25 protein-coding genes and 1 other RNA gene are annotated in these 24,801 nt (G+C 46.4%); 20 read left to right on the plus strand and 6 right to left on the minus strand.

Features of this window, described 5'->3' with window-relative positions:
- Positions 1-65: 65 nt before the first annotated feature.
- The 10 genes from hgdA (at position 66) to GPK90_RS08370 (ending at position 11,830) form a co-directional block, all read left to right on the plus strand.
- A complete protein-coding gene (hgdA, locus tag GPK90_RS08325) occupies positions 66-1,508 on the plus strand; it encodes a (R)-2-hydroxyglutaryl-CoA dehydratase subunit alpha (RefSeq protein WP_118529657.1) in 1,443 nt (480 codons plus the stop codon).
- Positions 1,509-1,511: 3 nt separating this feature from the next.
- Positions 1,512-2,663: a (R)-2-hydroxyglutaryl-CoA dehydratase subunit beta gene (gene hgdB / locus GPK90_RS08330; protein WP_118529658.1), complete on the plus strand. Its 1,152-nt coding sequence runs from the start codon at positions 1,512-1,514 to the stop codon at positions 2,661-2,663.
- A gap of 768 nt (positions 2,664-3,431) precedes the next feature.
- Positions 3,432-3,872: an IS200/IS605 family transposase gene (gene tnpA, locus GPK90_RS08335; RefSeq protein ID WP_118600231.1), complete on the plus strand. Its 441-nt coding sequence runs from the start codon at positions 3,432-3,434 to the stop codon at positions 3,870-3,872.
- Complete coding sequence (locus tag GPK90_RS08340; protein ID WP_215702709.1) at positions 3,835-4,953, plus strand: RNA-guided endonuclease TnpB family protein; 1,119 nt, start codon at positions 3,835-3,837, stop codon at positions 4,951-4,953. Before tnpA ends, GPK90_RS08340 begins: the two co-directional genes overlap by 38 nt.
- 351 nt (positions 4,954-5,304) lie before the next feature.
- Positions 5,305-5,652, plus strand: a complete 348-nt coding sequence (locus GPK90_RS19560) for a LysR family transcriptional regulator (protein ID WP_215702710.1) — start codon at positions 5,305-5,307, stop codon at positions 5,650-5,652.
- Complete coding sequence (locus GPK90_RS08350) at positions 5,645-6,841, plus strand: M20 family metallopeptidase (protein ID WP_215702711.1); 1,197 nt, start codon at positions 5,645-5,647, stop codon at positions 6,839-6,841. Before GPK90_RS19560 ends, GPK90_RS08350 begins: the two co-directional genes overlap by 8 nt.
- A gap of 168 nt (positions 6,842-7,009) precedes the next feature.
- Positions 7,010-8,044: an ABC transporter substrate-binding protein gene (locus tag GPK90_RS08355; protein ID WP_215702712.1), complete on the plus strand. Its 1,035-nt coding sequence runs from the start codon at positions 7,010-7,012 to the stop codon at positions 8,042-8,044.
- Positions 8,041-9,768 (plus strand): sensor histidine kinase, encoded by a 1,728-nt coding sequence (locus GPK90_RS08360; RefSeq protein WP_215702713.1) that lies wholly within the window; start codon positions 8,041-8,043, stop codon positions 9,766-9,768. The genes GPK90_RS08355 and GPK90_RS08360 overlap by 4 nt, the downstream gene beginning before the upstream one ends.
- 40 nt (positions 9,769-9,808) lie before the next feature.
- Positions 9,809-10,657, plus strand: a complete 849-nt coding sequence (locus GPK90_RS08365; protein ID WP_215702714.1) for a response regulator transcription factor — start codon at positions 9,809-9,811, stop codon at positions 10,655-10,657.
- An 81-nt stretch (positions 10,658-10,738) separates the two neighbouring features.
- Positions 10,739-11,830 (plus strand): M42 family metallopeptidase, encoded by a 1,092-nt coding sequence (locus tag GPK90_RS08370; protein WP_215702715.1) that lies wholly within the window; start codon positions 10,739-10,741, stop codon positions 11,828-11,830.
- Positions 11,831-11,987: 157 nt separating this feature from the next.
- Here GPK90_RS08370 and GPK90_RS08375 read toward each other — a convergent pair whose 3' ends face one another.
- Positions 11,988-12,863 (minus strand): phosphoribosylaminoimidazolesuccinocarboxamide synthase, encoded by an 876-nt coding sequence (locus GPK90_RS08375; RefSeq protein ID WP_215702716.1) that lies wholly within the window; start codon positions 12,861-12,863, stop codon positions 11,988-11,990.
- A gap of 773 nt (positions 12,864-13,636) precedes the next feature.
- On the opposite strand from GPK90_RS08375, the gene GPK90_RS08380 reads away from it, so the two are divergent.
- Both GPK90_RS08380 and ssrA read left to right on the plus strand, forming a co-directional pair.
- Positions 13,637-14,782 carry an iron-containing alcohol dehydrogenase gene (locus GPK90_RS08380; protein WP_215702717.1) on the plus strand — a complete coding sequence of 382 codons (1,146 nt, stop codon included), beginning with the start codon at positions 13,637-13,639 and terminating at the stop codon, positions 14,780-14,782.
- A gap of 341 nt (positions 14,783-15,123) precedes the next feature.
- Positions 15,124-15,467, plus strand: a transfer-messenger RNA (tmRNA) gene (gene ssrA / locus GPK90_RS08385).
- A 26-nt stretch (positions 15,468-15,493) separates the two neighbouring features.
- Here ssrA and GPK90_RS08390 read toward each other — a convergent pair.
- The 5 genes from GPK90_RS08390 to GPK90_RS08410 form a co-directional block, all read right to left on the minus strand.
- On the minus strand, positions 15,494-16,729 hold the full coding sequence (locus GPK90_RS08390) for a tyrosine-type recombinase/integrase (protein ID WP_215702718.1): 1,236 nt from the start codon (positions 16,727-16,729) through the stop codon (positions 15,494-15,496).
- Positions 16,730-17,113: 384 nt separating this feature from the next.
- Positions 17,114-18,715, minus strand: a complete 1,602-nt coding sequence (locus GPK90_RS08395) for an SIR2 family NAD-dependent protein deacylase (RefSeq protein WP_215702719.1) — start codon at positions 18,713-18,715, stop codon at positions 17,114-17,116.
- A 429-nt stretch (positions 18,716-19,144) separates the two neighbouring features.
- Positions 19,145-19,672 (minus strand): hypothetical protein, encoded by a 528-nt coding sequence (locus tag GPK90_RS08400; RefSeq protein ID WP_215702720.1) that lies wholly within the window; start codon positions 19,670-19,672, stop codon positions 19,145-19,147.
- An 18-nt stretch (positions 19,673-19,690) separates the two neighbouring features.
- Positions 19,691-20,125, minus strand: a complete 435-nt coding sequence (locus GPK90_RS08405; RefSeq protein ID WP_215702721.1) for an ImmA/IrrE family metallo-endopeptidase — start codon at positions 20,123-20,125, stop codon at positions 19,691-19,693.
- Positions 20,126-20,130: 5 nt separating this feature from the next.
- Positions 20,131-20,577 carry a helix-turn-helix domain-containing protein gene (locus GPK90_RS08410; protein WP_118603607.1) on the minus strand — a complete coding sequence of 149 codons (447 nt, stop codon included), beginning with the start codon at positions 20,575-20,577 and terminating at the stop codon, positions 20,131-20,133.
- Between the two features lie 161 nt (positions 20,578-20,738).
- On the opposite strand from GPK90_RS08410, the gene GPK90_RS08415 reads away from it, so the two are divergent.
- From GPK90_RS08415 to GPK90_RS08450, 8 genes are all read left to right on the plus strand, one after another.
- Entirely contained in the window at positions 20,739-20,957 is a 219-nt protein-coding gene (locus tag GPK90_RS08415; protein WP_243016296.1) for a hypothetical protein, read from the plus strand.
- A 39-nt stretch (positions 20,958-20,996) separates the two neighbouring features.
- Complete coding sequence (locus tag GPK90_RS08420) at positions 20,997-21,281, plus strand: hypothetical protein (RefSeq protein ID WP_120040392.1); 285 nt, start codon at positions 20,997-20,999, stop codon at positions 21,279-21,281.
- A 15-nt stretch (positions 21,282-21,296) separates the two neighbouring features.
- Entirely contained in the window at positions 21,297-21,557 is a 261-nt protein-coding gene (locus GPK90_RS08425) for a hypothetical protein (protein WP_215702722.1), read from the plus strand.
- An 89-nt stretch (positions 21,558-21,646) separates the two neighbouring features.
- Positions 21,647-21,988, plus strand: coding sequence for a hypothetical protein (locus GPK90_RS08430; protein WP_215702723.1), 342 nt, complete (start codon positions 21,647-21,649; stop codon positions 21,986-21,988).
- Positions 21,988-22,641: a YqaJ viral recombinase family protein gene (locus tag GPK90_RS08435; RefSeq protein ID WP_215702724.1), complete on the plus strand. Its 654-nt coding sequence runs from the start codon at positions 21,988-21,990 to the stop codon at positions 22,639-22,641. Before GPK90_RS08430 ends, GPK90_RS08435 begins: the two co-directional genes overlap by 1 nt.
- A gap of 12 nt (positions 22,642-22,653) precedes the next feature.
- On the plus strand, positions 22,654-23,565 hold the full coding sequence (locus tag GPK90_RS08440; protein WP_215702725.1) for a DUF1351 domain-containing protein: 912 nt from the start codon (positions 22,654-22,656) through the stop codon (positions 23,563-23,565).
- A gap of 14 nt (positions 23,566-23,579) precedes the next feature.
- On the plus strand, positions 23,580-24,350 hold the full coding sequence (gene bet / locus GPK90_RS08445) for a phage recombination protein Bet (protein WP_117484073.1): 771 nt from the start codon (positions 23,580-23,582) through the stop codon (positions 24,348-24,350).
- Positions 24,351-24,384: 34 nt separating this feature from the next.
- A complete protein-coding gene (locus GPK90_RS08450; RefSeq protein ID WP_215702726.1) occupies positions 24,385-24,792 on the plus strand; it encodes a hypothetical protein in 408 nt (135 codons plus the stop codon).
- Positions 24,793-24,801: the final 9 nt, after the last annotated feature.

Below are 24,801 nucleotides of genomic sequence, written 5' to 3' on the forward strand. Positions count from 1 at the left end.
ACAGCTGCGGGATTGTCCCACAGCCGCGGTCGGTCATGATTGATAAGAAATGGAGGATATTTATTATGGCAAAGCAGGTTAGCCCTGGTGTTCTTGCGCTGCGTAAAGTCGTAGATGACGTTCATAAAGACGCGCGCGAAGCCAAAAAGAGAGGCGAGTTAGTTGGTTGGTCTTCTTCCAAATTCCCGTGCGAGCTCGCAGCAGCATTTGATTTAAACGTTATGTACCCGGAGAACCAGGCAGCTGGTATCGCAGCAAACCGTTACGGTGAGCTTATGTGCCAGGCAGCTGAGGATATGGGTTACGATAACGATATCTGCGGTTATGCACGTATCAGCCTTGCATATGCAGCTGGTGTCCGTGTTGCTCGTAAGTTTGACCCGGAGACAGGTGAATACATCATCGATCCGAGCACAGGTAAGCCGTTAAAGGATGCTGACGGTAACGTAGTGATCGACGAGGCAACTGGCAAGCCGAAGAAAGATCCGAAGACTCAGACTCCGTATCTTGAGGTTGTAAACCTTCTTGAGCTTGAAAAACTTCCGGATGGACCGGATAAAGAGCGCCGCATCGCAGCAATCTCCCCGATCCGTCAGATGCAGATCCCGCAGCCGGATTTTGTTCTCTGCTGCAACAACATCTGTAACTGTATGACAAAGTGGTATGAGAACATCGCTCGTATGTGCAACATTCCGCTTATCATGATCGATATTCCGTACAACAACTCTGTTGATGTTGCTGATCAGAATGTTCGCTATGTTCGTGGACAGTTCGACAAGGCAATCAAGCAGTTAGAGGAGCTTACAGGCAAGAAGTTCGACGAGAAGAAGTTCGAGCATGCATGTGAGAACGCAAACCGTACAGCAAAGGCATGGTTAAAAGTCTGTGATTACTTACAGTACAAACCGGCTCCGTACAGTGGTTTCGACCTGTTCAACCATATGGCTGACGTTGTAACCGCACGTGCAAGAGTTGAGGCTGCTGAGGCATTTGAGCAGTTAGAAAAAGACCTTGACGAGACGATCGCTAAGGGCGAGACAACAACTCCGTTCCCGGAGAAATACCGTGTAATGTTCGAGGGTATTCCGTGCTGGCCGAAGCTTCCGGCACTGTTCAAACCGTTAAAGGCTAACGGCGTCAACGTAACAGCAGTTGTATACGCACCGGCATTCGGTTTCGTATATAATGGTCTGGATGAGATGGCACGTGCTTACTACAAAGCACCGAACTCTGTATGTATCGAGCAGGGTGTTGCATGGCGTGAAGGCATCTGCCGCGACAACAAGGTAGATGGCGTTCTCGTTCACTACAACAGAAGCTGTAAGCCGTGGTCCGGTTACATGGCTGAGATGCAGCGTCGCTTCACTAAGGATCTTGGCATCCCGTGCGCAGGATTCGATGGTGACCAGGCTGACCCGCGTAACTTCAATGCCGCTCAGTACGAGACTAGAGTACAGGGTCTTGTTGAGGCTATGGAAGCAAACATCCAGGCAAAGGAGGCTAAATAGACCATGAGTATCAACGCATTATTTGACGAATTTAAAGTAAAAGCTGCAACTCCGAAACAGCAGCTTGCTGAATATAAAGCACAAGGCAAGAAGGTCATCGGCGTTCTCCCGTACTACGCTCCGGAAGAGCTTGTATATGCTGCAGGCATGGTTCCGATGGGAATCTGGGGCTCCAACAACAAGACAATCAGCCGTGCAAAAGAGTATTGTGCAACCTTCTACTGCACAATCGCTCAGCTCGCACTTGAGATGCTTCTTGACGGAACTATGGATCAGTTAGACGGAATCATCACACCAACAATCTGTGATACATTACGTCCGATGAGCCAGAACTTCCGTGTTGCTATGGGCGACAAGATGAAAGTTATCTTCCTTGCTCATCCGCAGAACCGTTTCGAAGAGTTCGGACTTAAGTTCTGTGAGGAGGAGTACGCAAACGTTAAGGCTGACCTCGAGGAAGTATGTGGCCACGAGATCACCAACGATGCGATCCTTGACGCAATCAAGGTTTACAACAAGAGCCGTGCAGCCCGCCGTGAGTTCGTAAAACTCGCTAACGAGCACTGTGACGTTGTAACTCCTACAAAGCGTTCCGCAGTATTAAAGGCATTCTTCTTCATGGAGAAACCGGAATACACTGCAAAACTCGAAGAGTTAAACAAAGAGCTCGCAGCTCTTCCGGTATGTGACTGGAAGGGAACAAAGGTTGTTACATCTGGTATCATCGTTGACAACCCGAAGCTTCTTGAGATCTTCGAGAACAACAACATCGCGATCGCAGCTGATGATGTTGCTCATGAGAGCCGTTCCTTCCGTACAGACGTTCCGGAGGACGAGCAGGATGCTCTTAGAGCTCTTGCAAAACAGTTTGCAAACATGGACTACGATGTCCTTCTTTACGATCCGCAGTCTTCCAAGAACCGCCGTGGCGAGTTCGTAGCTGACATGGTTAAGAAGAGCGGCGCTCAGGGTCTTGTACTCTTCATGCAGCAGTTCTGCGATCCGGAGGAGATGGAGTATCCGTACCTCAAGAAAGCTCTCGACAACGCAGGTATCCCGCACATCAAGCTTGGTGTTGACCAGCAGATGAGAGACTTCGGACAGGCTGCAACTGCTATCGAGGCATTTGCGGATGTTCTTGAGATGAGAAAGTAAATAATTCATAATAAATAGGGGCAGGCGTTCCTGTTTCTTAGTGTTCACGCGGAGTCAGGCGAAAAACCGCCGTACCGAACATGATTTCCTTTTGGGGAGATCGTGGAGGTGCGGCGGTTTTTTCTGTTTTATGGGATGCTGTGTCATAGTGGCTCCGGGTACGCGCAGGACCGTCTCCTGCCCCGGATGCTGGTGGATTCCAGGGGCGGTTCCTCTAAGCTCCCGAAAGAATGCTAAGGGCGGAGAACAGGGGACACAACTCGCCTGCGGCTCAAACAAGTGTCCCCTGTCCTCCAACGCATTCTCCCGGGTAGCCAAGAGGAAGCCATGCCTCTGGAATCAGGCACCCGCGTCCGGAAATGGTCCTGTGCTGAGGGGCTGAGAGATAGGGAAAAGAGAAAAAGAGGTTCCGTGTTGGGGGATAGAGGAAGGCAAGCCTGCAGATATAAATTTAACAACACTTTGCAAGAATTCTCCCATCCTCTCTAGGTGGTGAGATGAATTGCCTTTTGGGAAAATCATGCAATATCTGGCATCTTAAAACTCAACTTAAATGAAAAACTAAATTCGTCCGCATGCCCTCAAGACATATGGAATTAACTCTTGCATTCTGGAATTTAGTATTGCATTTAACTATCTTAAAACTCACATATCTGTGCACATAAATGAAAACAAACGCAGAAGAACAAATGTTCTGAAACACATAGACAAACAAGTGTTCCTGTGTTATGATATAATCAGTCGAAAGTAAAAGGAAAGGCTGATTTTATGAGAAAATTGGACAGTAATGCGCATTCAGTATTTCTACTCTATTATCATTTGATTCTGGTTATAAAATACCGAAAAAAGATACTGACGGATCCTGTTTCTGATCGGGCCCGGGAGATTTTTGAATATATCGCTCCGAAGTATCATGTTACATTAGAGGAATGGAATCATGATCGGGATCATGTTCATATCATGTTCCGGGCCCATCCGAAATCGGAACTTAGCAAATTTATCAATGCGTATAAAAGTGCAAGCAGCCGATTGATAAAAAAAGAGTATCCGGAGATTCGGCAGAAGCTTTGGAAAGAAATGTTCTGGAGCCAGAGTTTTTGTCTGTTAAGTGCTGGAGGTGCACCCATTGAGGTTATCCGCCAGTACATAGAAACACAGGGAGAAAATAAGAGTGAACATCGTGTACCGTTTTCGGATCTACCCGAATAAATCTCAAAAAGAACTATTTGCAAGGACATTTGGCTGTGTGCGTTTCGTGTATAACCGGATGCTGGCAGAGAAGAAAGAATATTATGAGAAAACCGGAAAAATATTAAAGGTTACGCCTGCAAAATATAAGGCAGAGTTTCCGTGGCTGAAGGAGGTAGACAGCCTGGCCTTGTGTAATGCACAGCTGCATCTGCAGACAGCCTACAGGAACTTCTTTCGAGATTCTTCGGTTGGTTTCCCGAAGTTCAAGTCAAAAAAGAATCCGGTAAGAAGTTATACGACAAACTGCGTAAATGGAAATATTACTTTGCAGAATGCGAAACTGAAACTTCCGAAAGCAGGTTGGATCCGCATAAAACAGCATCGGAGCATCGATGATCGTTACATATTGAAGGGTGCCACCGTCAGCCAGGAAGCAGATGACAAGTATTATGTATCATTACTGTATGCGGCAGAAGAAGCGGAACATGAAATCAGGCCAGTAAAAACCGCAATCGGACTTGATTTTTCCATGAGCGAATTGTATGTAGATTCCCATGGAGCTCATGCAGATTATCCCCACTTTTTCCGAAAATCCCAGGAAAAACTTGCAAGGGAGCAGCGCAGGCTGAGTCATTGCGAAAAGGGGAGCAGCCGTTACATGAAGCAGAAAAAGAAAATAGCCAGACTCCATGCTCATATCGCACGTCAGCGGAAAGATTATCTACACAAGGAATCCAGAAAGATAACCAATTTTTACGATCTTGTGTGCATAGAATCTTTGAACATGAAAGAAATGAGCCAGGATTCAAGGTTCGGAACGAGTGTTCATGATAATGGATGGGGAATGTTTACTGAGTTTCTTTCCTACAAATTAGCACGTGCCGGTAAGAAACTGGTTCGTATTGATAAGTGGTATCCCAGTTCAAAAATCTGTAGCTGTTGCGGAAAACTCAAAAAGGAGTTGAAACTGGAAGACCGTATCTATAGATGCACCTGCGGAAATCAGATGAACCGTGATGAGAATGCAGCTATCAATATTTGCAGGGAAGGATTGAGAATATCGGGAGTTGAACTTGATACAGAAAGAAAAATTTCCTGATTTTCCCAAAAAACGTAGATTTTGTTCGGGACTGCGTAGATACGAAACAGTCCCGCTCATAATAACAGAACCGTGGGACACACGGGGATAGCTCGCCTATGCTTTGCCTAATAGGGCAATCGAACGAGAAGTCCCCACTTCAAGCGTTAGCTAAGTGGAGAGAGTATGTCACGTAAAGAACACTATCGGAAAATACTAAAATGTGGTATATTAGTTTGTAAAGATAATTACCGCGGCATAATATATGATTCTGAGAAAAAGGAACATTAATGCAAAATAAATGGAAAATTCAGAGAAAATAGTGTGTACAACTGTACAGATAAACATAAGTTTTAGCAGGGAGATGGAATCATGGGAAACACAAACTGGAATTACGTTATTGCTGCTGTGGAAGAGATGAATTTTACAAAGGCCGCAAAGCGACTGTATATTTCGCAGCAATCATTGAGTAATTATATTGCAAAATTGGAAAAACAGTTTGGAGTAGAGTTTTTTAACAGAAAGAATACGCTTACCCTGACAGCTGCAGGGGAAAGCCTGTACCGATATGCAAAATTTATCAAGATGGCGGTAGGAGAGTATGCGTCAGCACACAATGAGCATTTTATGGTGGATGAGCATTGGATCCAGTTGATGACAAGAGTGATGTGTATGGCAGCAGTAGCATTCCAGAATGAAAGCAGGGAAATACATGAATAATAAAAAAGAACGTATTGCAGATGTGATCGATCGCAGCAGGGATGAATTGTTTGAATTGTCAAAGAAGATCCATGATCATCCGGAACTTGGTTTTGAAGAGTTTCAGGCGGTGGAGGCAATTTCTTCGGTTCTGGAGCGTCACGGATTTCAGGTGCAAAAGGGGTATGGAGGTCTTCAGACTGCCTTTCGCGCAGATAAAGCGGGAAAAGGGAAGGGACCGAATGTTGCATTTCTGGCGGAATATGACGCACTCAGAGGCATTGGTCATGGCTGTGGTCATAATCTGATTGCCACCTGTTCGACGGGGGCATTTTTAGGACTTGCCTCCATGATGGCGGAATTAAACGGAAATGTTTGCCTGATCGGAACTCCGGCGGAGGAAGGAGGAGCTGGAAAGGTAAAACTTCTCAGAAATGGAGCATTTGACGATGTAGACTTCGCTTTGATGATGCATCCGTCATCCGGAGGAGCGAATCTGGTTGGCAGAGGCGGCAGGGCAGCATGTACGCTGACAATTAGTTTTACGGGAAAAGGAGCGCATTCCTCCGTGCCGAAGAATGGAATCAATGCGTTAAGTGCTGTTCTTCATGTGTTCCAGCAGATTGATCTTCTACGTCCGACATTCGATCCTCAGGACAACATCAATGGAATTATAACAAACGGTGGCAGCGCTGCAAATGTGATTCCTGCGCAGGCAGAATGTGAGTTCTGTGTCCGGGCGGATACGATGAAGAGGACGGAGGAACTGATTGAAATTTTAAAACGCTGTGTAGAAAATGCAGAAAAACTGACAGGAGCAAAGGCTTTGATTAATCTGGGCGATATCTATGCGGAACGATATCCAAATCAGCCGATGTGTCAGGCATTCAAGGATAATATGGAATTGATAGGAATTCACATGGAATGGCCGGATCCGAAAAAGCAATACGGTTCTTCGGACATCGGAAATGTATCAATCAAAATTCCGGCGATTCATGATTATCTGTCCATCACAGATGACAAAACAATTCAGGGTCATACAATAGAGTATGCAAATGCGGCAGGAAGCTTAGAGGCGCAGGAAATCTGCTTAAAAGGCGCAAAAGGACTTGCCATGACTGGATATGATATTTTGGTGGATCCTGATTTTCAGAAAAATATCCGCACATATCACGAAAAACAAATCCCCAATTTTTATAAAGAAAAATAATTTGGAGAATGTATTGGCACTGTTGTTTCTTTTTATGGAGCAACAGTGCTATTTATTGTGGCTTTTGTATAAGAAATATGATAAAATGGAAAAAAAGAGTGAATAGTAGAACTGAATATGAAAGGGATAAACAAAATTTGATCGAAATCAAAAGGGGGATTTCGGGGAGTGAAGGGAAAGAGAAACGTATGGGCGTTGTTCCTTGGAATTGCAGTTGCGGCGATGAGTGCGGCGGGCTGCAGCACAGGGGAGAGCAGCGGCCAGGGACCGGAGAAAGTGAGTGCGGAGAAGAGACTTACGGTGTATACTTCTCACAAGCAGGAGGTCTATGCGCCGATTATAAAGGAGTTTGAGGAGCGGACCGGAATCTGGGTAGAAGTGGTTCCCGGGGGAACGACGGAGCTTCTGGAGCGGATCCGGGAAGAGGGGGAAAAGGGATCCTGTGACGTGATGTTTGGCGGAGGTGTGGAGAGCTATGAGGTCTTTAAGGACTGCTTCGTGTCATACGAGAGTACCCAGAGCGATCATATCGAGAGTATATACCGGACTGAGGATCATGTCTGGACTCCGTTTACGGAGCTTCCCATTGTTCTGATCTACAACAATAAGCTGGTGGACGCGGCTTCCGCCCCGCGGGGATTTGAGGATCTGTTTGACGGGAACTGGGACGGAAAGGTGTCCTTTGCGGATCCGGGAAGATCCGGCAGCAGCTGCACGATGTTGGAAACGATGATTCAGGTCCTGCCGATGCGTGAAAATGAGGTCCTGGAACAGTTTGCCAGAGTGCTCGGCCGCCGGATGGCGGCGGGGTCAGGCGCCGTGCTCGATGAGGTGTCAGAGGGAACATATCTGGTTGGTCTGACTTTGGAGGAAACTGCGAAAAAGTATATCGACCGCGGCGCGGCGATCTCGATCGTCTATCCGCGGGAGGGAACCAGCGCGGTGGCAGACGGATGCGCGGTGATCAGGGGGGCAGAGCATGAAGAAAACGCGAAGCTTTTTGTGGATTTTATCGTGAGTCCTGATGTCCAGAGACTGGCTGTCGAGAAGCTTTACAGACGGACGGTCCGCGATGACATTATCCCGGATCAGAAGGAAGAGGGTTCGATCATGGACTTCGATCTTGGATGGGCAGTAAAAAACCAGAAATCCATTTTGGAAAGATGGGCGGCGCTCATGGCAGGAAACGGAGGTGGATCATGAAGAACTTTATCCAGAGATCTTTCCGGCGTGAGCTTCTTGTGAGTTTTCTCGCTGTGTCTGTTCTTCCACTGATCGTGTGCTGTGTGTTTCTGATCCAGATGTTTAAGGTGAAGGTCGGAAGAGATTTTGAGAAAAAGGATATGGAGCTTGCCGGTGCGGTAGAGCAGCAGCTGATGATGCTGTTTGACGCTTACCATGACGCGGCGGAGGAACTGTGTACGGATCCGCTGGTCGCCGAGGCGCTGAAAAAAGAGAGCTTTGGAAAGAAGAATGAAGTGTACCGAAGTCTGTACGGAGCGACCGCTGCATGCCGTGAGATGGCGGGATTTCATCTCTACAATGCGGACGGCTCCTGCCTATACTCTACGGGAAACCGTACTTACGGACAGACGCTGCCGGTATACTGGGGGATCCTGAGAGAGGCACATGCCCATCCGAATGACCTGATCATCCGGAGTGATCTGGAGATTGGCGGTGATGAGGTCCTGCGGTTTGCCAGAGCGGTGACCGGAAATTCGGAGGAATGTTCCGGATATTTTGTGGCTACAATGACGGCGGAGCATTTCGCGAAGGCGCTCTCCGGCACATACAGCGGCCAGGACGGAATCTGTATTCTCAATGGATTTCTGGAGACTGTGTACAGCGTAGGCACGGCATCGGGGGAGACGGTCGGAGATATTCTGAGAAGCCGTTTTTTACGGGGGGAACCTCTGACGGAGGTTTGGAACAACAATAGTATTTACGTTTCAAAGCTGGGTGACACAGGGCTTTACAGCGTCCTGATCCGTCCCCATGTTTTTACAAGTGAAACTACAAGATCCATGTATACAGTTCTTCTTTTCATGGCCGCGGGGAGTTTTCTTTTAAGCGTTGGTGTCGCGATCGGGATCAGCTCCTTTCTCTCAAAGCCGATCCATGTGCTTCATGATGCCATGGATGAGGTTCAGGAGGGAAATCTGGATACCCATGTGGACATGGAACGTCAGGACGAGTTTGGGGAGCTGGCGGAAAATTTTAATATCATGACAAAGAGGATCTCATCCTACATGGAGGAGCGTGTGCGGCGTGAAAAGGAGCTGAACGAGACCCAGATCGCCATGATGCAGTCCCAGTTAAACCCGCATTTTCTCTACAATACCCTTGATACGATGAAGTGGGTAGCGAAGGCGAACCATATTCCAGAGATCGCGACGCTGGCGGCAAAGCTTGCGAAGATCTTAAGGACCAGCATCTCAAGCGCCCAGTTTATCACGCTGCGGGAAGAGATGACATTGGTGGAAAGCTATGCAAAGATCCAGAAGATCCGGTTTAACGGAAAGTTTGATTTCTGCTATGAGATCGCTCCTGAGACGGAGGAAATCCTGGTTCCAAAGCTCATCGTTCAGCCCATCGTGGAGAATGCGGTGATTCATGGGCTGGCGGATGCGGATGAGGGACATATTTTTGTCAGGGCGTATCTGGAAAGGAAGGAGCTTGTGATCGAGGTTTCAGATGACGGATGCGGGATCAGTGATGAAGTGATCCGACGGCTCGGAAACCGGGACAAGGAACAGAAGAATGGCCACATCGGCTTTTACAATGTGGATACGATCATCCGGCTTCATTATGGAAAAGACTACGGTCTCAGGGCAGAGCGGCTGGCTGCAGGAGGAACAAAGGTAACGATAAGAATACCGGTGAATGGCTATGGACAGCCGGATCCCGGTATGGAAAACAGATCCTGATGACCAATAGGGAAAGGAAATAAGGAAGGGGGGAGCTGTTATGATAAAGGTGATCGTTGTAGATGACGAGCGGTTCGTCCGGATGGGCATTGTCGGTGAGACGGACTGGGCCTCGCTGGGATGCGAGGTCGTCGGTGAGGCGGAAAACGGGTTGGACGCGTTGGAGCTGGTCCATGAAAAGAATCCGGAGCTGATGATCTGTGATATCCGGATGCCTAAGATGAACGGTCTTGAGATGTTAAAGAAGCTTCGGGAAGAGAAAAATCCGGTACAGGTGATCTTTCTGACCGCGTACAGCGAGTTTTCCTACGCCAGAGAGGCGTTGAAGCTTTATGCATTTGATTATCTGCTAAAGCCGTTCGAGGACGGGGAGCTGGAGAGCGCGATCCTCAGGGCAAAAGAGCGGATCGAGACGGATCGGGAGAAGCGAAGAGATACCGGTCTGAGCAGATCTGTCCCGGATAAGGCACCGGAAAGGGAGCAATATCCTGGAGCTTTGGAAAGTGACGGACCGGAGAGCAATGCCACGGTGATCCGGCGCTGTCTGCCATTTGATGAGAATACCGCAGGTCTTACCGGATACGTCCGGGACGCGGTGCTTTATATGGCATCTCATTACGGGGAAAGTACGATCAATGTGGCGAAGATCGCAGGTGCGGTGGGAATCAGCGAAGGCCACCTGAGCCACTGCTTCAAGAAAGAGACGGGATATACGGTGATGGGGTGGCTCACGCGGTACCGGATGAAAAAGGCAGTGGAATTGCTTTCAGACCACCGGAACAAGGTATACGAGGTGGCAGAAAAAGTCGGATATAAAGATATTGCGTATTTTTCTAACACATTTAAAAAAATTGTGGGCGTTGCTCCATCGGAGATACAGGAAAAATAATCGGAATCCTGAAAAAGCAAGCCGGTGGAGTCTGCCAATGGAAAAGGTAAGAATTAAAATAAAAATACAGGAGGAATCAGTATGAATGTAAAAATGTTTGGGGAGATCTGTGATGCGTTTGGACCGAGCGGATTTGAGGAGGATGTAATCCGCACGGTTGCAAAGTACTGTAAAGGACTGGAGCTGGAAAATGACGCGATGAATAACCTTTATGCGCGTATGCCCGGTGAGGATCCGGAGAAACCGGTCGTGATGCTGGATGCCCATACAGATGAGTGTGGATTTATGGTACAGAGCATCAGAGAAAACGGAAGTCTGGAGATCCTCATGCTCGGCGGAGTGATCCTTACAAACCTTCCGGCGCACACAGTGATGATCCGGACTAGAAGCGGGAAACTTGTACGGGGAATTATTTCGTCCAAGCCGATCCATTTTATGAATGAGGCAGAGCGGGCCTCCCAGTCGTTGAGTATTGAGACACTGAGCGTGGATGTCGGCGCGGTGAGTAGGGAAGAAGTAACAGAAGTCTTCGGTATTTCCATTGGAGATCCGGCAGTCCCGGAAGTTTCATTTTCCTATGATGAGGAACGTGACCTCTGCTTTGGAAAAGCGTTTGATAACCGTGCAGGCTGTGCATGCATTATCGACACCATGACCCGTCTGTGTGGGGAGAAGGATCAGCTGGCGGTACGGGTGACCGGAGCGTTTGCGGCTCAGGAGGAGGTTGGAACAAGAGGTGCCACAGTCACATCCCAGATCGTCCGTCCGGATCTGGCGATTGTTTTTGAGGGATCCCCGTCGGATGATTTTTATTTCAGTGCGGCCCAGACCCAGGGGCACATGCGGGGCGGTGTCCAGATCCGCAGGATGGATAAGAGCTATATTTCCAATCCGGTGTTTATCGAGTACGCGGAAGAGCTTGCGAAGAAATTCGGAATCCCATTTCAGGAGACGGTCCGCCGTGGCGGAAGCACGAACGCGGGAAAGATCAGCCTGACAGCAAAGGCAGTTCCGGTTCTGGTTCTCGGCGTCCCGAGCCGGTATGTTCATACTCATTATAATTTCTGCGCGAAGTCTGATCTTGAAGCGGCAGCAGATCTTGCTGTGGAAGTGATCCGGGGACTTGATGCGGAAAAGATTCGGCATATCTGCAGACAGGATATTTTAAAATAAGAAGATCCCAGAGACCTGAAAGCGGCAGTGTCCCTCAGACGGGTGAAGACAGAACAACAGAAAAAAGCGCTCGGATCCATAGGAATGGATTCCGGACGCTTTTTCCGTAAAAATGAGGAACTAAATGGAAAAACTTAGAGAAGGAGGTTTGTGGGGGTTATGCCTCTAATTTTTTCCCGGTGATCATCTCATATGCTTCCAGATATTTCGCGATGGTCTTATCGACGATCTCCTGCGGAAGTGTCCAGTCGTTGCCCGGATGGGAAGTAAGCCAGTCGCGGGCGAACTGTTTGTCGAAGGACGGCTGACCGTGGCCTGGCTCATAGCCTTTTGCCGGCCAGAAACGGGAACTGTCCGGTGTGAGCATCTCGTCACCGATCACGAGGTTGCCCTCCTCGTCAAGACCGAATTCGAATTTTGTATCGGCAATGATGATTGCCTTTGTGAGGGCGTACTCAGCACATTTTTTATATAAAGCGATGGTGTTGTCACGAAGAAGCTCCGCATACTCGCGGCCCTTTCCCGGGAAGTATTTCTCGAGATGGTCGATGCTCTGCTCGAAGGAGATATTCTCGTCATGGTCACCGATCTCAGCCTTTGTGGACGGAGTATAGATCGGCTCCGGGAGCTTATCGGATTCCTTTAAGCCTTCCGGAAGACGGATTCCGCAGACGGTACCGTTTTCCTTGTAGCTTGCCCAGCCGCTTCCTGTGATATAACCGCGGACGATGCATTCGATCGGGAGCATATGTAACTTGCGGCACATCATGGTTTTGCCCTCAAATTTTTTCTGCTGGAAGAACTCCGGCATATCCTTTGTATCGACGGAGATCATGTGGTTCGGGAGAATATCCTTTGTCAGGTCAAACCAGAATTTGGACATCTGGGTCAGAACAGCACCTTTGGAGGTAACCTCATTGTGAAGGATCACGTCAAAACAGCTGATACGGTCGGTGGCAACCATGATCAGGCTGTCGCCATTGTCATAAATTTCGCGTACTTTACCTTCTTTGATCGGTTTTAATTCCTGCATGTCTACACCTCTTCATTATATTTTCTTATACAGCGTTTGTCGTATCATGAAAACGCTGAGCGAACTTACAGTAAAGTTACCATTAAATGGCGGTTTCTGTCAATGTTCAATTTGCACAATATTTACATAAGAAAAAATAAATGTTTTGGAAATTGAAGAATAGTTGCAATTTCAAAAGTTTTTGACTGAATACTTAAAAGATTTGCTAATAATTATAAATAAGGCATGCTAATATAAAACGAGACATTTATAAGAAACGGAAAGCGCAAAGGAATCGGATTTTTCCGATGCTTCGCATTTTGAATCGGCAAAATTCGCGGCCACAACTGTATCATACGGAATTTTCCGTTCAGAAAATTCCTACCCGGGAAAAGTAATGAAAAGTTCCTTGACTTAATATATCGGAGCGGCAGAGAAACACAAGGCGATTCAGGCATTGAGAGATGTACTAATATATAAGAAAACATTTATAAGAATCGACTGCCGTTTTTTGTAAACGGAATTTTCCGGGCTGAAGAACCTGTATCATGCAGTTGTGGATTCTGGTGGTTTATGTAAAAAATTTCAAAAACCCCTTGACCGGTAGTTACAACCGAATCCTATAATCAATGGCAACAACCGATAGAAACAATCGGATCACAGGATCGTAAATCGGGCGTGTTCTGTGCGCCGGGAGATTTGCATCCGGCAGCAGGGACAGGAGCGGAAGATCCATGAGAGTATACGGCTGAAAAAAAGTAATAGGATCAGACAATATGAAGGAGGAAACTATCATGAAGGAGTTTGTTTATTCGTATCCAATGAAGGTATATTTTGGAGAAGGCGTGGCAAGAAAGGCGATCGCGGCAGAACTTGGAAGGTTTGGAAAGACTGTGATGCTTGCATACGGCGGAGGTTCGATCAAAAAATCGGGAGTTTACGACGAAATGAGATCTCTGCTCACGGAAGCAGGGAAGGAGATCGTGGATTTTTCCGGGATCATGCCGAATCCTACATATGCGAAGGTACAGGAAGGTGCAGCTCTTGTCAGGGAAAAGAAAGTAGATTTTATCCTGGCTGTCGGCGGCGGAAGTGTCATTGACTGCTGCAAAGTAATCTCTGCGCAGGCAGTTCTTGATGAGGATATCTGGGACATGGAATATGGTAAGGGAAAATTCCCGACGACCGGGATCACGATGGGAGCTGTTGTCACAGCATCCGGAACAGGTGCGGAGATGAATGCCGGGTCCGTGATCACTTGTGAGGAAAAAATGTGGAAGGGACCGATCTTTGGCACTGCGGCATCATTTGCGGTCCTGGATCCGTCCTACACGATGACGGTACCGAAGATGCAGGTGCTCTCCGGCGCATTTGACACATTGAGCCATGCGATGGAAACATATCTCGGGACTTCCGATCAGGACAATGTTTCCGATGATGTGGCATTAGCAGTCATGAGAAATACGGTTGTCAATATGCGGCGCGTTCTTGTGGATATCAATGATATTCAGGCGAGAGGCAATCTGATGTGGGATTCTGCGATGGCGGAGAATGGAATCCTGAAAGTGGGCCGTGTGACCGATTTCCAGGCTCATCAGATCGAGCATCAGCTTGGAGCTTATACGGACTGCAACCATGGACAGGGTCTTGCGGTGATCCAGCCGGTTTACTATCGTCATATTTTGAAAGACGCAGAAGAAAAATTCACACGTTTTGCGAAAGCAGTGTTTGGCGCTGATACAGCAGAGGGCGGAATAAAAGCATTGGAAGAATTTGTGAAAGAATGCGGTTTTCCGACGAAGATGAGCCAGCTGGGATCAAATGTGGAGATCACACCGGAGGTACTCCGGAAAGTTGCTGATACCTGCAATATCATAAAGACAAATCCGCGTGAACTGGATCGCGAAGAAATCTATCAGATCCTGATGGAGTGCATGTAAATGCCGGAAATGCGTACGGCAACGGCAGCGGATCTTGATGGACAGAAAATTTTCTGAATTGTAAATGCTGAAAGATGCGGCTGAGGACAGATCCTGCGGCTCTATAATAGAAAGAACCGGTAGGATCTGTCTGCAGTGTGCGGGCGGGAAATATCCGTGCATGATGACAACTGCAGGGGACTTTGCAAAGATACACTTGACAATTCGAAGAAATGATGATAGGATTTGGGTTACATAAGGGTGTAGTTTTTGGTCCGGGGTCGCCCAGAAAAAACAATGCCGTGCGACAGAGACTGCAGACAGACTCTGCCTCAGCTTAACTCCGAAGAGAGTGCCAGTAAGGGCTTGTACTGGTTTCGACGGGGACTTTGAAGCTGGTGAAGCTATCCGCATGCAATGCGTTAAATGGCAAACCTAAATATAAACGCTAACGACGAATTAGCATACGCAGCCTAATTTAGGCAGCTGTCGGCCTTAGAAGACCTGCATTTTAAGTCACCGGCATCATTTAAAGCAGGAAACGACACGTGCAAAGCTTTGCGCACGTGGGCGTATCATGAAGCTACCAAACGAGTCAGGATGTCTGCTTTCGGGCGCGGGAGGGAATTTTAAATAACAGACTATGATAGTAGAAGAACAGGGGATTGGTTTTCGGACAGGGGTTCGATTCCCCTCAGGTCCACGACAAAAGCCGCGTATTTACGCGGCTTTTTAGTTTTTGTGTTGCATTTCGTGTTGCATATTTAGCAGAGCTTTGTACCAGCCGTTCGGATCCGCTTCCCGAAGTGCATTTATAATCTCAATGGCTGATTTCTCTTTTTCTGAAGCACTTCCATCCAGAAGCGAGTCAAAATAATTGTCTATGGTCTCATCGACCTTTTCCCGTTCCTCCGAAAATGTATGAGTGTATACGTTTTTCATGACCCGATCAGAAGACCATCCGCCGCGTTCCTGCGCATATTTATCCGGGATCCGGAGCATTGCCATTACAGATGCATTGAGGTGCCGCAGATCGTGGAATGTCATGTGAGGTAGGTCATGCTGCTCTAAAAGAGATACCCAGCGCATGTAAATTGCATGTCCGCTCAGGGTGATCAACGGATCATCTGGTTTCTTCCCGGAGATATTCTTGTCGATCAATGCTTGAATATAATTCGGGATGTGATGCTTACGCAGACGGGCTTCCGCTTTGCCGCTTTCCTTTACCGTTGGAGTCTGTCCGATATCAACGATAACACGGTCCAGGGTAATGTATCCGTTAGAGATATCTCGAGCACGGATTCCACGGATCTCAGACATAGAGTAGCTGAGCCAGCAGGCCAGGAGACACGGCAGCTCGATTTCCGTATCTTTAATGATTTCCAGCACAGTTTTTGCAGGAATAAGGCTTTTAACTTTCTTAGGTATCTTAGGCAGCCTTACATCATAGTTATCGTTCGGATAAAAATAGTTTATAACACTTCGTATGTAGCTGTAAGTGTTTCGAACAGTCTTGGGCGAAATAGGTGTTTTCGTTTTGGTTGAACGTTTTGAGGGGCGCTTCGTATCATCATCAACAGCTTTCTGTAAGTCCTCTGTGGTGATGTCTTTAAGCTTCTTTTCCATCAGGAAAGCATAGGAGTCATATTGTTCTTTTGAATATCCCTGGACGGTGGTACCTGAGAGCGATGGACCGATGGCTTCTACGTACTTCTTCATTGCATCTTTCAGCAAAATGTTTCCGTTTTTTTGACGTTTTCGGCTGACATTGGTGTCACGATCCTGTTGAAATTCGGCGGCCTGACGCTCAGCATCCGCTTTCCCGCGTCTTGATGGGTCATCGCTGGTAAATGATTCATAAATTCGTTTATCCTTCCATGTACCTGATTTCGTGTCAAATATACGCTCGGTGTGACTGTACACCAGACACCTCCAGGAGCCGGAGGGAAGCTTTTTCGCAGTAGCCATTATATCATGCTCCTTCCTGTTGCGACGTCGCAACACCTAAAATAGGTATAAAAAATACGCCCCTTGCCAGGACGCATCGGAGATGATATAATTCAGGTGTCTTAAGTCTGATTTATATCTTTCCGGGCATCCGGCAAGAGAGAATCTATGTAAAGCCGTTCGGTGCGCCAACACCGGGCGGTTTTGCATTTTTATAGAAAATAAACAAAAAAATTGAAAACAGTTCTAATTTTCTTAACTTGACAATAATTTAATATTATGATATCATCATCACGATAAGTCACTTAAGTGACTGGCAATGAAAATTATGACATAATTAATGTCAAAACAATTTATGAGGAAGAAAGCTAGCGATGTTTCTGGTGGATATCAGGAAAGAGTTCGTTAGCTTTTTTCTACATAGTTTTCAATGTAATCTAAGTACATTACACATCTTTTGAAACAAGTCGAGGCGATCTTGGATCCGGACACTTCCTCAAAAAGAAGCTTACATTCTGAACGAATTTCGTCGGGACTAAAAAGGGATATATTTTTTAGCAGAACACCAGCCTTTTTGTCAAAAGTCGTTTGTAAACTCATAACATTATGTAAATCACTTGTAGAGCTGAGCTGTGGAATTGCATTAATAGCCTTTAATTGAGATTTTGAAATAATTTTATCAATGCTTTTGTGCTCCTCAATGTATTTAATTAGCTTATTGTCTTCAGGAATAGGGACGTTGCATCCTTTCACATATTTGAAAACCGGGATCAACAGTGTAGATGAGATCGACTTAAAACGGTCTAAACACATTCGCTCTGGATCCAATTGTTTGTTGTTGTATAGAATATCTTCAATAACAGTCTCAACTTCAATAATTCCATAACCAATTTTATTCAAAATATTATCTCTATAACCAATTGCAATTGCTAAAGGTTTTGAGGAAATATCAATATTATCTAAATCATCAAGTCCAACGATAATAGATTCTGCTTTATCAGAAGCAGCACTTGCGTCAACAATTCGCTTTACAATTTTTTTTGTGGCACGTATTCTTGAAGCAGCAATTCCCGGAACAATTTTATTAAGCTTATCATATACGGCTCCGAAGTTATCAGTTTCTATCTCTGTAATAGGAATTTCTACTTTATTTGCAGTAAATAAAGTGCGTTTCCTCTCAACAAGACGACGCTCACCACGCTTATAACTGATAAATACAAAATGGCTGCTAATGGTTTTTAATTCGCGAGAAGTTAAGCAGCTTAAGAATTCTTCGATAATCCGCTGTATATTTTCGTCAGTAAATGAATATCCCATAAAGATAATGGGGGATTCAGCAAAAAGAGTCAACATTTTAGCAATGATTAGTTTTCTGGAGCTGTTAAAATTTTCATAATCTCTTTCAGTAATTATAATAGATTTTGCATCTAATACACTGCCATGTATCTTGTATATTTCAGCAATGTTATAACTATCAGCAGAAAAAAGTTCATTTTGATGACAGAAGACTTCGTAATCATTTTTGAATACTTCTTGCTCTAAAAAACAATCATAATTTGTTGTTATTACAGCAGAAATTTTATTCTTTAGCATACTAAATTTTTGAATTTCTTCTTGCAATACTGGGTCGCGATTAACATTCAATTTACGAAAAAAATTAACAAGGAACATTTTATAGGGAGAAGTTCCCTGCTCGACCCATTTTGGATTTTTAGGATTGCCAATTTTTATCGTTATTTTACGAGAGTAAAACGCTGCATTAAAATCGTTTTCAATTATGGAGGCCATTCTTATGTTACGTTCAAAATCAGATAAATTTTCACGTTTGAATCGTTCAACATATTGGCCATAGTAGAATGGATCCGGATTGACCTCCCGAAAAGACAATTTTATCAAATTTTCCCAATCAGGGAAATTATATAAATATCTCCTGGAAATGCCGGAACCAACAAAGAGAACAGGCATTTTTTTACTCTCTACGATTTTATCTAAAACAGATTTAGCCATAAATAAAACACGCCTCCTTTTGTGCATTATTAATGTTTCAAGTGTAAAGGCATCTCTCCCATCAAAGGGTTTAGGGCGGGAAAGCTACGGTTCACATTTGACAAATCATTTCCAACCCTGTATAATATACTTAACAAGAGAACCGAAAGCTGGGTGAAGTCCAGCCGCCGGCGAGAGTAATTTGCTAAAAGTAGCGCCTTATCTTACCAGGACAGGGGCGCTACTTTTTGTGTTTGCTGAGAGTAAAAACAAGAGTAACGATTGAACAGATCATGCTCACAAAGGCGAACAAATCGCTGTATGTAACCATGCACACCAGCTCCTTCCTAAAAAGTCCGAAAGCTGGAGTATCGCCCCTTCGGTTCCCCGGGTAAGTATATTATTTTCAAGGTTCGTTCTATATCTTTTCCATCACCGCCAAGTGCGGCTCTATAATTCAAAAGAATCTTTATCAATGCGCCGCGATGCAACTTTGTTCATAGCTGTTTCGAACTGTTCCATACCAAATGTCTTTTTGGTAGGAGAGCCAAGAGCATACGTTAAAAAGGTAAGCTCTCGCTGTTCACCCTCTTTTGATTCATACAGTAAAGTTCCGATCCAATTGACCTTGTTCTTATTCTTTTTGCTCAGAGCACCAATAGTGGCTCCAACGGGACCCAATAATGCGCCACCGATGATTGCACCGCTAAGACTTATTTTACCGGAAGATAAAACGCTTTCTTCGTTGATTGAAAATCCCAGGATTCTATTATAAGGCAAATCCAATTTATCCTTGCTGGCAGAAAGTGTTACTTTTTGTTCCTTAGGATACATTTTAATGGTTACCACAGAGTCCTTGAGGATAGGGCCGATATTAGTAGTGGCATATCCCATATAACTGGCTCCACTTTCTATAATCTCATCTTTTTTCCGCTGCTTAAGTTCTTTTTCCTCTGAAGATTTAAAAAAGAATCCCATGATGGACCTCCTAATAGTTTATTGTGATGTAAAGAACTCTTTGTTCTTTAGAAGTTCTTCGGCATAACCGGTCAAACGGGCCAGCTGGCCGATCGTCAGATCGGGGTGCTCGAAGATCACGGAGTCCGGAACCAGAAGTTCCATCGCGAAGGTGTCGGCTTCCCGTTCATATTTGTCCGTGTTGAATTGTGTCCTGGAATCCATAAAGATCGCATTCGATTTCTTATGAAGGAACAGGTGTCCCAGCTCATGGGCGAGAACAAAGCGCTGCTCCGCCTCTGTGAGCCGTTCATCCAGATAGATGATATGATTCCGCTGGAAGTACTGGTAAAACCCACGGACGCCTTCCAGAGGATAGTGGACCAGGATTACATTCATTCCCTTTATCATTTCAAATGGATCACGCGTCTGGTATTTCCGGACGAGGCGTGATACCAGTTTCTTTATGCGCATGGAAATCAGTCCTTTTTATATTTCTTGGGCGTGTATTTCTCTTTATTCTTTTTCTTAGCCATTTCCATTCCAATCTGCATTGCATCCAGAATTGAATTGATCGCCTCCGGAGATGCCGGATCGCCATCGAACATCAGCCCTTCCTGGGAGAGCAGCTGTTCCTTAGTCTGCTCCAGAATCTTGGCGATGTCTTTTTCATCGCGGGCGGTGAGTTCTGGTTCCTTTTCATTTACGACATTCCCGTCCAGTTGGGTCCATCCCATAAGATAAGCTGGAGTAGTATCGAGAACTTTGGCAAATTCAGTAACTTTACTTTGTACTATATCATTGGTTCCATTCTCGATTTTTGCTATTGTCGTTTTACTTTTATACCCAAGGCGAGACGCAAGCTCTTCTTGGGTCATTCCCAGTTGTTCTCTTCTTGAGCGTATTCTTTTCCCTATTTCCGGCATATGGAAACCTCCTTGATTTATAATAGGAATATATCACGAAAATGATTTAAAATCAATATTTTTTGATAAAAATAAAAAAAGAAGTTGACTTTTAATCTTCATGGTGATACTATAATGGCAGATGATTTAAAATCATCAAGAATAGAAAGGAAGTGATGAACTTGACCGACTCAGATGCTTTAAAATCATTAATCAAGTCGAGAGGGCTGAAGCTCAAATTTGTAGCGGATCATCTGGGGCTTACTAGCTACGGATTTGCCTTGAAACTGAACAATAAGCAGGAATTTAAGACAAGTGAAGTGGCGGCGTTGTGTGAGCTGCTGGAAATTAAGAGTTTAAAAGAAAAAGAGTCTCTTTTTTTTAAAACAAAAGATGATTAAAAATCAACTATAATAAAGACGAGAAAGGGGTGAGAGAGTATGCCGAAATTAAAACCAAATATACAGGAAGAGCGGAACCGGATCGTTCGCGCGTGTATTGCGGGGAATAAGGAGCGGCTGGCAATCGATGATGCCGCTCTGGCTGTTAAGGTCGGGGTAACGAAGAAAACAATTCAGAATAAGTATCACCGGCCGGAGACGTATTCCCTGGATGAGATGCAGAAAATCGCAACTGTATTAAAATTCACCCCGATCCAGGCAGCATCCGTGCTCCTGGGCCGGGAGCTTACATCAAAAGAAATCAAGGAATTTATCCTGCTGTGAGAGGAGGTGAAATAGATGCATGAGAACAATGAGGGGACGGCAGGTGCTCTGCCAGTACTGCGGCCAGGTCTGGAATGTATCCCGGTTTGCAGTGATCCGAGACGAGTATCGGTGTCCGAAATGTACGAGGAAGATTCGGAACTCGAGGAATCCTCCGATCAGGAGAAGCAGCAGCCAACGCTATTTGAAGTAATGGAAAAGATATGTCGCATTGTTGAGTGTGTGACCTGCGGCGGCATGATATACGTTCTGGCCCGCATGGCTGGAATTGCATAAAAAGATCCCCATAGCGGAGCGGCAACTCCGAGGGGATCGCGTAAAAAGTTTACACCTATATTTTAGAGGAGAAAGAGGAGAAAATCAAGATGGTAAAAGTGACAGTTGAGAAAGATGGAGAAAAAAACGTCTTTACAGGCGAATCCGTAATCGGAATGACGATGACCAAAAAGGATCTGGATGACAATAAGGTAGCGTATGCAGGTAATAGATTTGGAATGATCGACATGGATGGGGAATACCTTCCGGAGCTCCTGGCGGAGTTGATCAATAATCTCTTTAAAGAGGTTCATGAAACTCCTGTTGAGTACCTTCATGCTATGGTCCAGACATCGAACTTGCTGAATGAGACCACCATGTCAGCCGTAACAGAAAATGCTGATGCATTAGCGAATACACTCCGGGCAGTATTGAAAGGAGAAGAGGTCTAATGCCTGCCGAGAAGTACATACTCCCCAACCGGGCCGCCTGGCTCGCTGCAAGAAAGAACCACATCGGCGGATCGGATGCCGCGGCGTGTGTGGGGAGAAGCCCGCACAAGGATAACGTGCAGCTCTGGGAAGAGAAGATGGGGCTGGTGATTCCGGCAGATATTTCTGATAAGGAATATGTCCGGTACGGCACTGAGGCGGAGAAGTATCTCCGTGGACTCTTCGCCCTGGACTTCCCGAAATACCAGGTTCTTTATGACGAGAACAACATGTTCCTGAATCCGGACTTCCCGTGGATGCATGCATCTCTTGACGGGGAACTAATGGACAGGCAGGGGCGGCATGGAATCCTGGAGATCAAGACAACGAACATTTTACAAAGCTCCCAGAGGAGAAACTGGGAGGGTAGGATCCCGGACAACTATTACTGCCAGGTGCTTCACTATCTGGCAGTGACGGAATATGATTTCGCAGTTCTGAAAGCACAACTCAAGAGCGAGTGGGGCGGAGAGCTGCATATCGAAGTCCGGCATTATTTTATCGAACGGAAGGAAGTAGAGGCGGATATCCGGGAGTTACTTGATGCAGAGCAGAGGTTCTGGGACTGCGTGGTCACAGGCCGGCGTCCGGATCTGATCCTTCCAGCAATATAAGGAGGATATAGAGTGGAATTAAAGATTTACAACCCGGTGGAAGATGGGTTCATCAAAAAAATTGACTGGAACTATGAGGATCTGAAGGCAGAGATCGAGACCCGGACTGCGGAATATGCGGCATCTGTCTACAATGATGATTCAATCAAGAATGCCAAGGATGACCGGGCAAAGCTTAATAAGCTTAAGGATGCCCTGGAGGGGAAACGGTCATCGGTCCGGAAACAGATGCTGGAACCTTATGAGATATTCAGCTCAGAGATCAAGTCTCTGACGGTTCTGATCGATAAGGCGATCAGCAACATCGATGGTCAGGTAAAAGACTACGAAAGCCGCCAGCGCAAGATGAAGGAAGCGAAGATCCGCGAGTTCTATGATGCGAACATCTTTGACCTGGAGAAGTATCTTCCGTTTGAGCGTGTGATCAAGCCGTCATATCTGAATGTATCGACATCAATGAAGTCGATCAAGGAAGAGATCTCAGCAATGATCCAGAGGGTGTCTGAGGGCATTGCGCTCCTCAACGATACGGACAGCCCATATGTGGTCGACATGAAAGCAGAGTTCTTAAAGACTTATGACATCGGCGCGGCCCTGGCGGTAAAGAACAGGTTGGAGGCGGCAGAACGCAAAAGACAGGAATATGAAGCGGAGCGCGCCAGACAGAAGGCAGAGCGGGAGGCAAAGGAGAAAGCAGAGACAGAGAAGCTGATCCAGGCCGGGAAGAAGGAAGAAATAGCGCCGGAGCAGAAGCCGGCCCCGCAGGAAGCTCCGAAAACAGCGGTGGAACAGAAGACAGTTCCGGAAGAAGAACCGGTATGCGCCCTGGATTTCCGCGTATATGTGACAAAATCTCAGATGGAGAAATTAAAGAAGTTCTTAAATGATTCCGGGATCCGGTTCGAGCCGGTACCGAGACAATAAGGAGGAAATGAACGATGGCAGTAGGAAACAACTTAGCGGCAAAGCCGCAGAGCATGGAGAATAAAGCAGAATTTATGGTCGCGGGGGAAAAGGTCGTTCTGACCCCGCAGACAGTCCGTGATTATCTTGTAAGTGGAGATAAGGAACGCGTGTCCATCCAGGAGATCGTGATGTTTATCAATCTCTGCAAGTACGCCGGACTGAACCCGTGGTTAAAGGAAGCGTACTGTATTAAGTACGGCAATGAACCGGCGACCATGGTAGTCGGCAAGGAAGCGTTCATGAAACGCGCAGAGAAAACTCCTGGTTTTGACGGCTTCGAAGCGGGAGTGATCGTCTTATCCGGTGAGGAGCTGATCTACCGGAAGGGAACCTTAAAACTTCCGGAGGAAACGCTTGTGGGCGGCTATGCGGAAGTATACCGGAAGGACCGTTCCCATTCGTACCGCAGCGAGGTGTCTTTCGAAGAGTACGCAGCCAGAAAGAAGGATGGCACGTTAAACAGCCAGTGGTCCAAGAAGCCGGCAACAATGATTCGGAAGGTTGCACTGGTGCAGGCGCTGCGTGAAGCATTCCCGGAAAACTTCTCCGGACTTTACAGCGAGGAAGAGGCTGGAACGGAAGAGACTGCGTTCCTTACCTCGCCGGACGTATCTGTAGCAGCAGAACCGCAGGCCGCAATCCCGGCCCAGGAACAGCCGGTAACTCCGCCGCCGGTACAGAAACCAGCGCAGCAGGCAGAAAACGCGCAGATGGACATGGCATCGGCGTTCTTTGGGAACTGATAAGTTCAGCCAGAGAGGGGAGGTGAGTACATAAATGGCAAAGATCACATTTGATTCCATCGCCGGAGGTGAGCTGGCGGAACGGTTTAGACATGCGCTGGCCCAGATCGGGCGGAACATCATGGATCCTAACATGGATTCGGAGGCATCCAGGGGAATGACGATCAACCTGAAGTTTAAGCCGAACGATGCAGGCGGCATCAACGTAGAATTTGATATCAAGACAAAGCTTGCGGGATTCCGCAAAGGAAAATCATTGTTCCTTATTGCACAGGATGCCCGGTCCGGCAGGATTGAGATGTCAGAACACAATAACAACCGTTCCCAGGTGGCAGTATATACCGCGGTGGAGCGGAACGCAGAAACGGACAAGCCTTTTGATCCAGAGACCGGTGAAATCCTGGAAGAGGAACGGAAAGGTCCGATCGACTTAAGAGCATGAGAGGAGAAG

The organism is Clostridium sp. MCC344 (assembly GCF_018785365.1).
In the GTDB taxonomy this organism is placed as follows: Bacteria; Bacillota; Clostridia; order Lachnospirales; family Lachnospiraceae; genus Pilosibacter.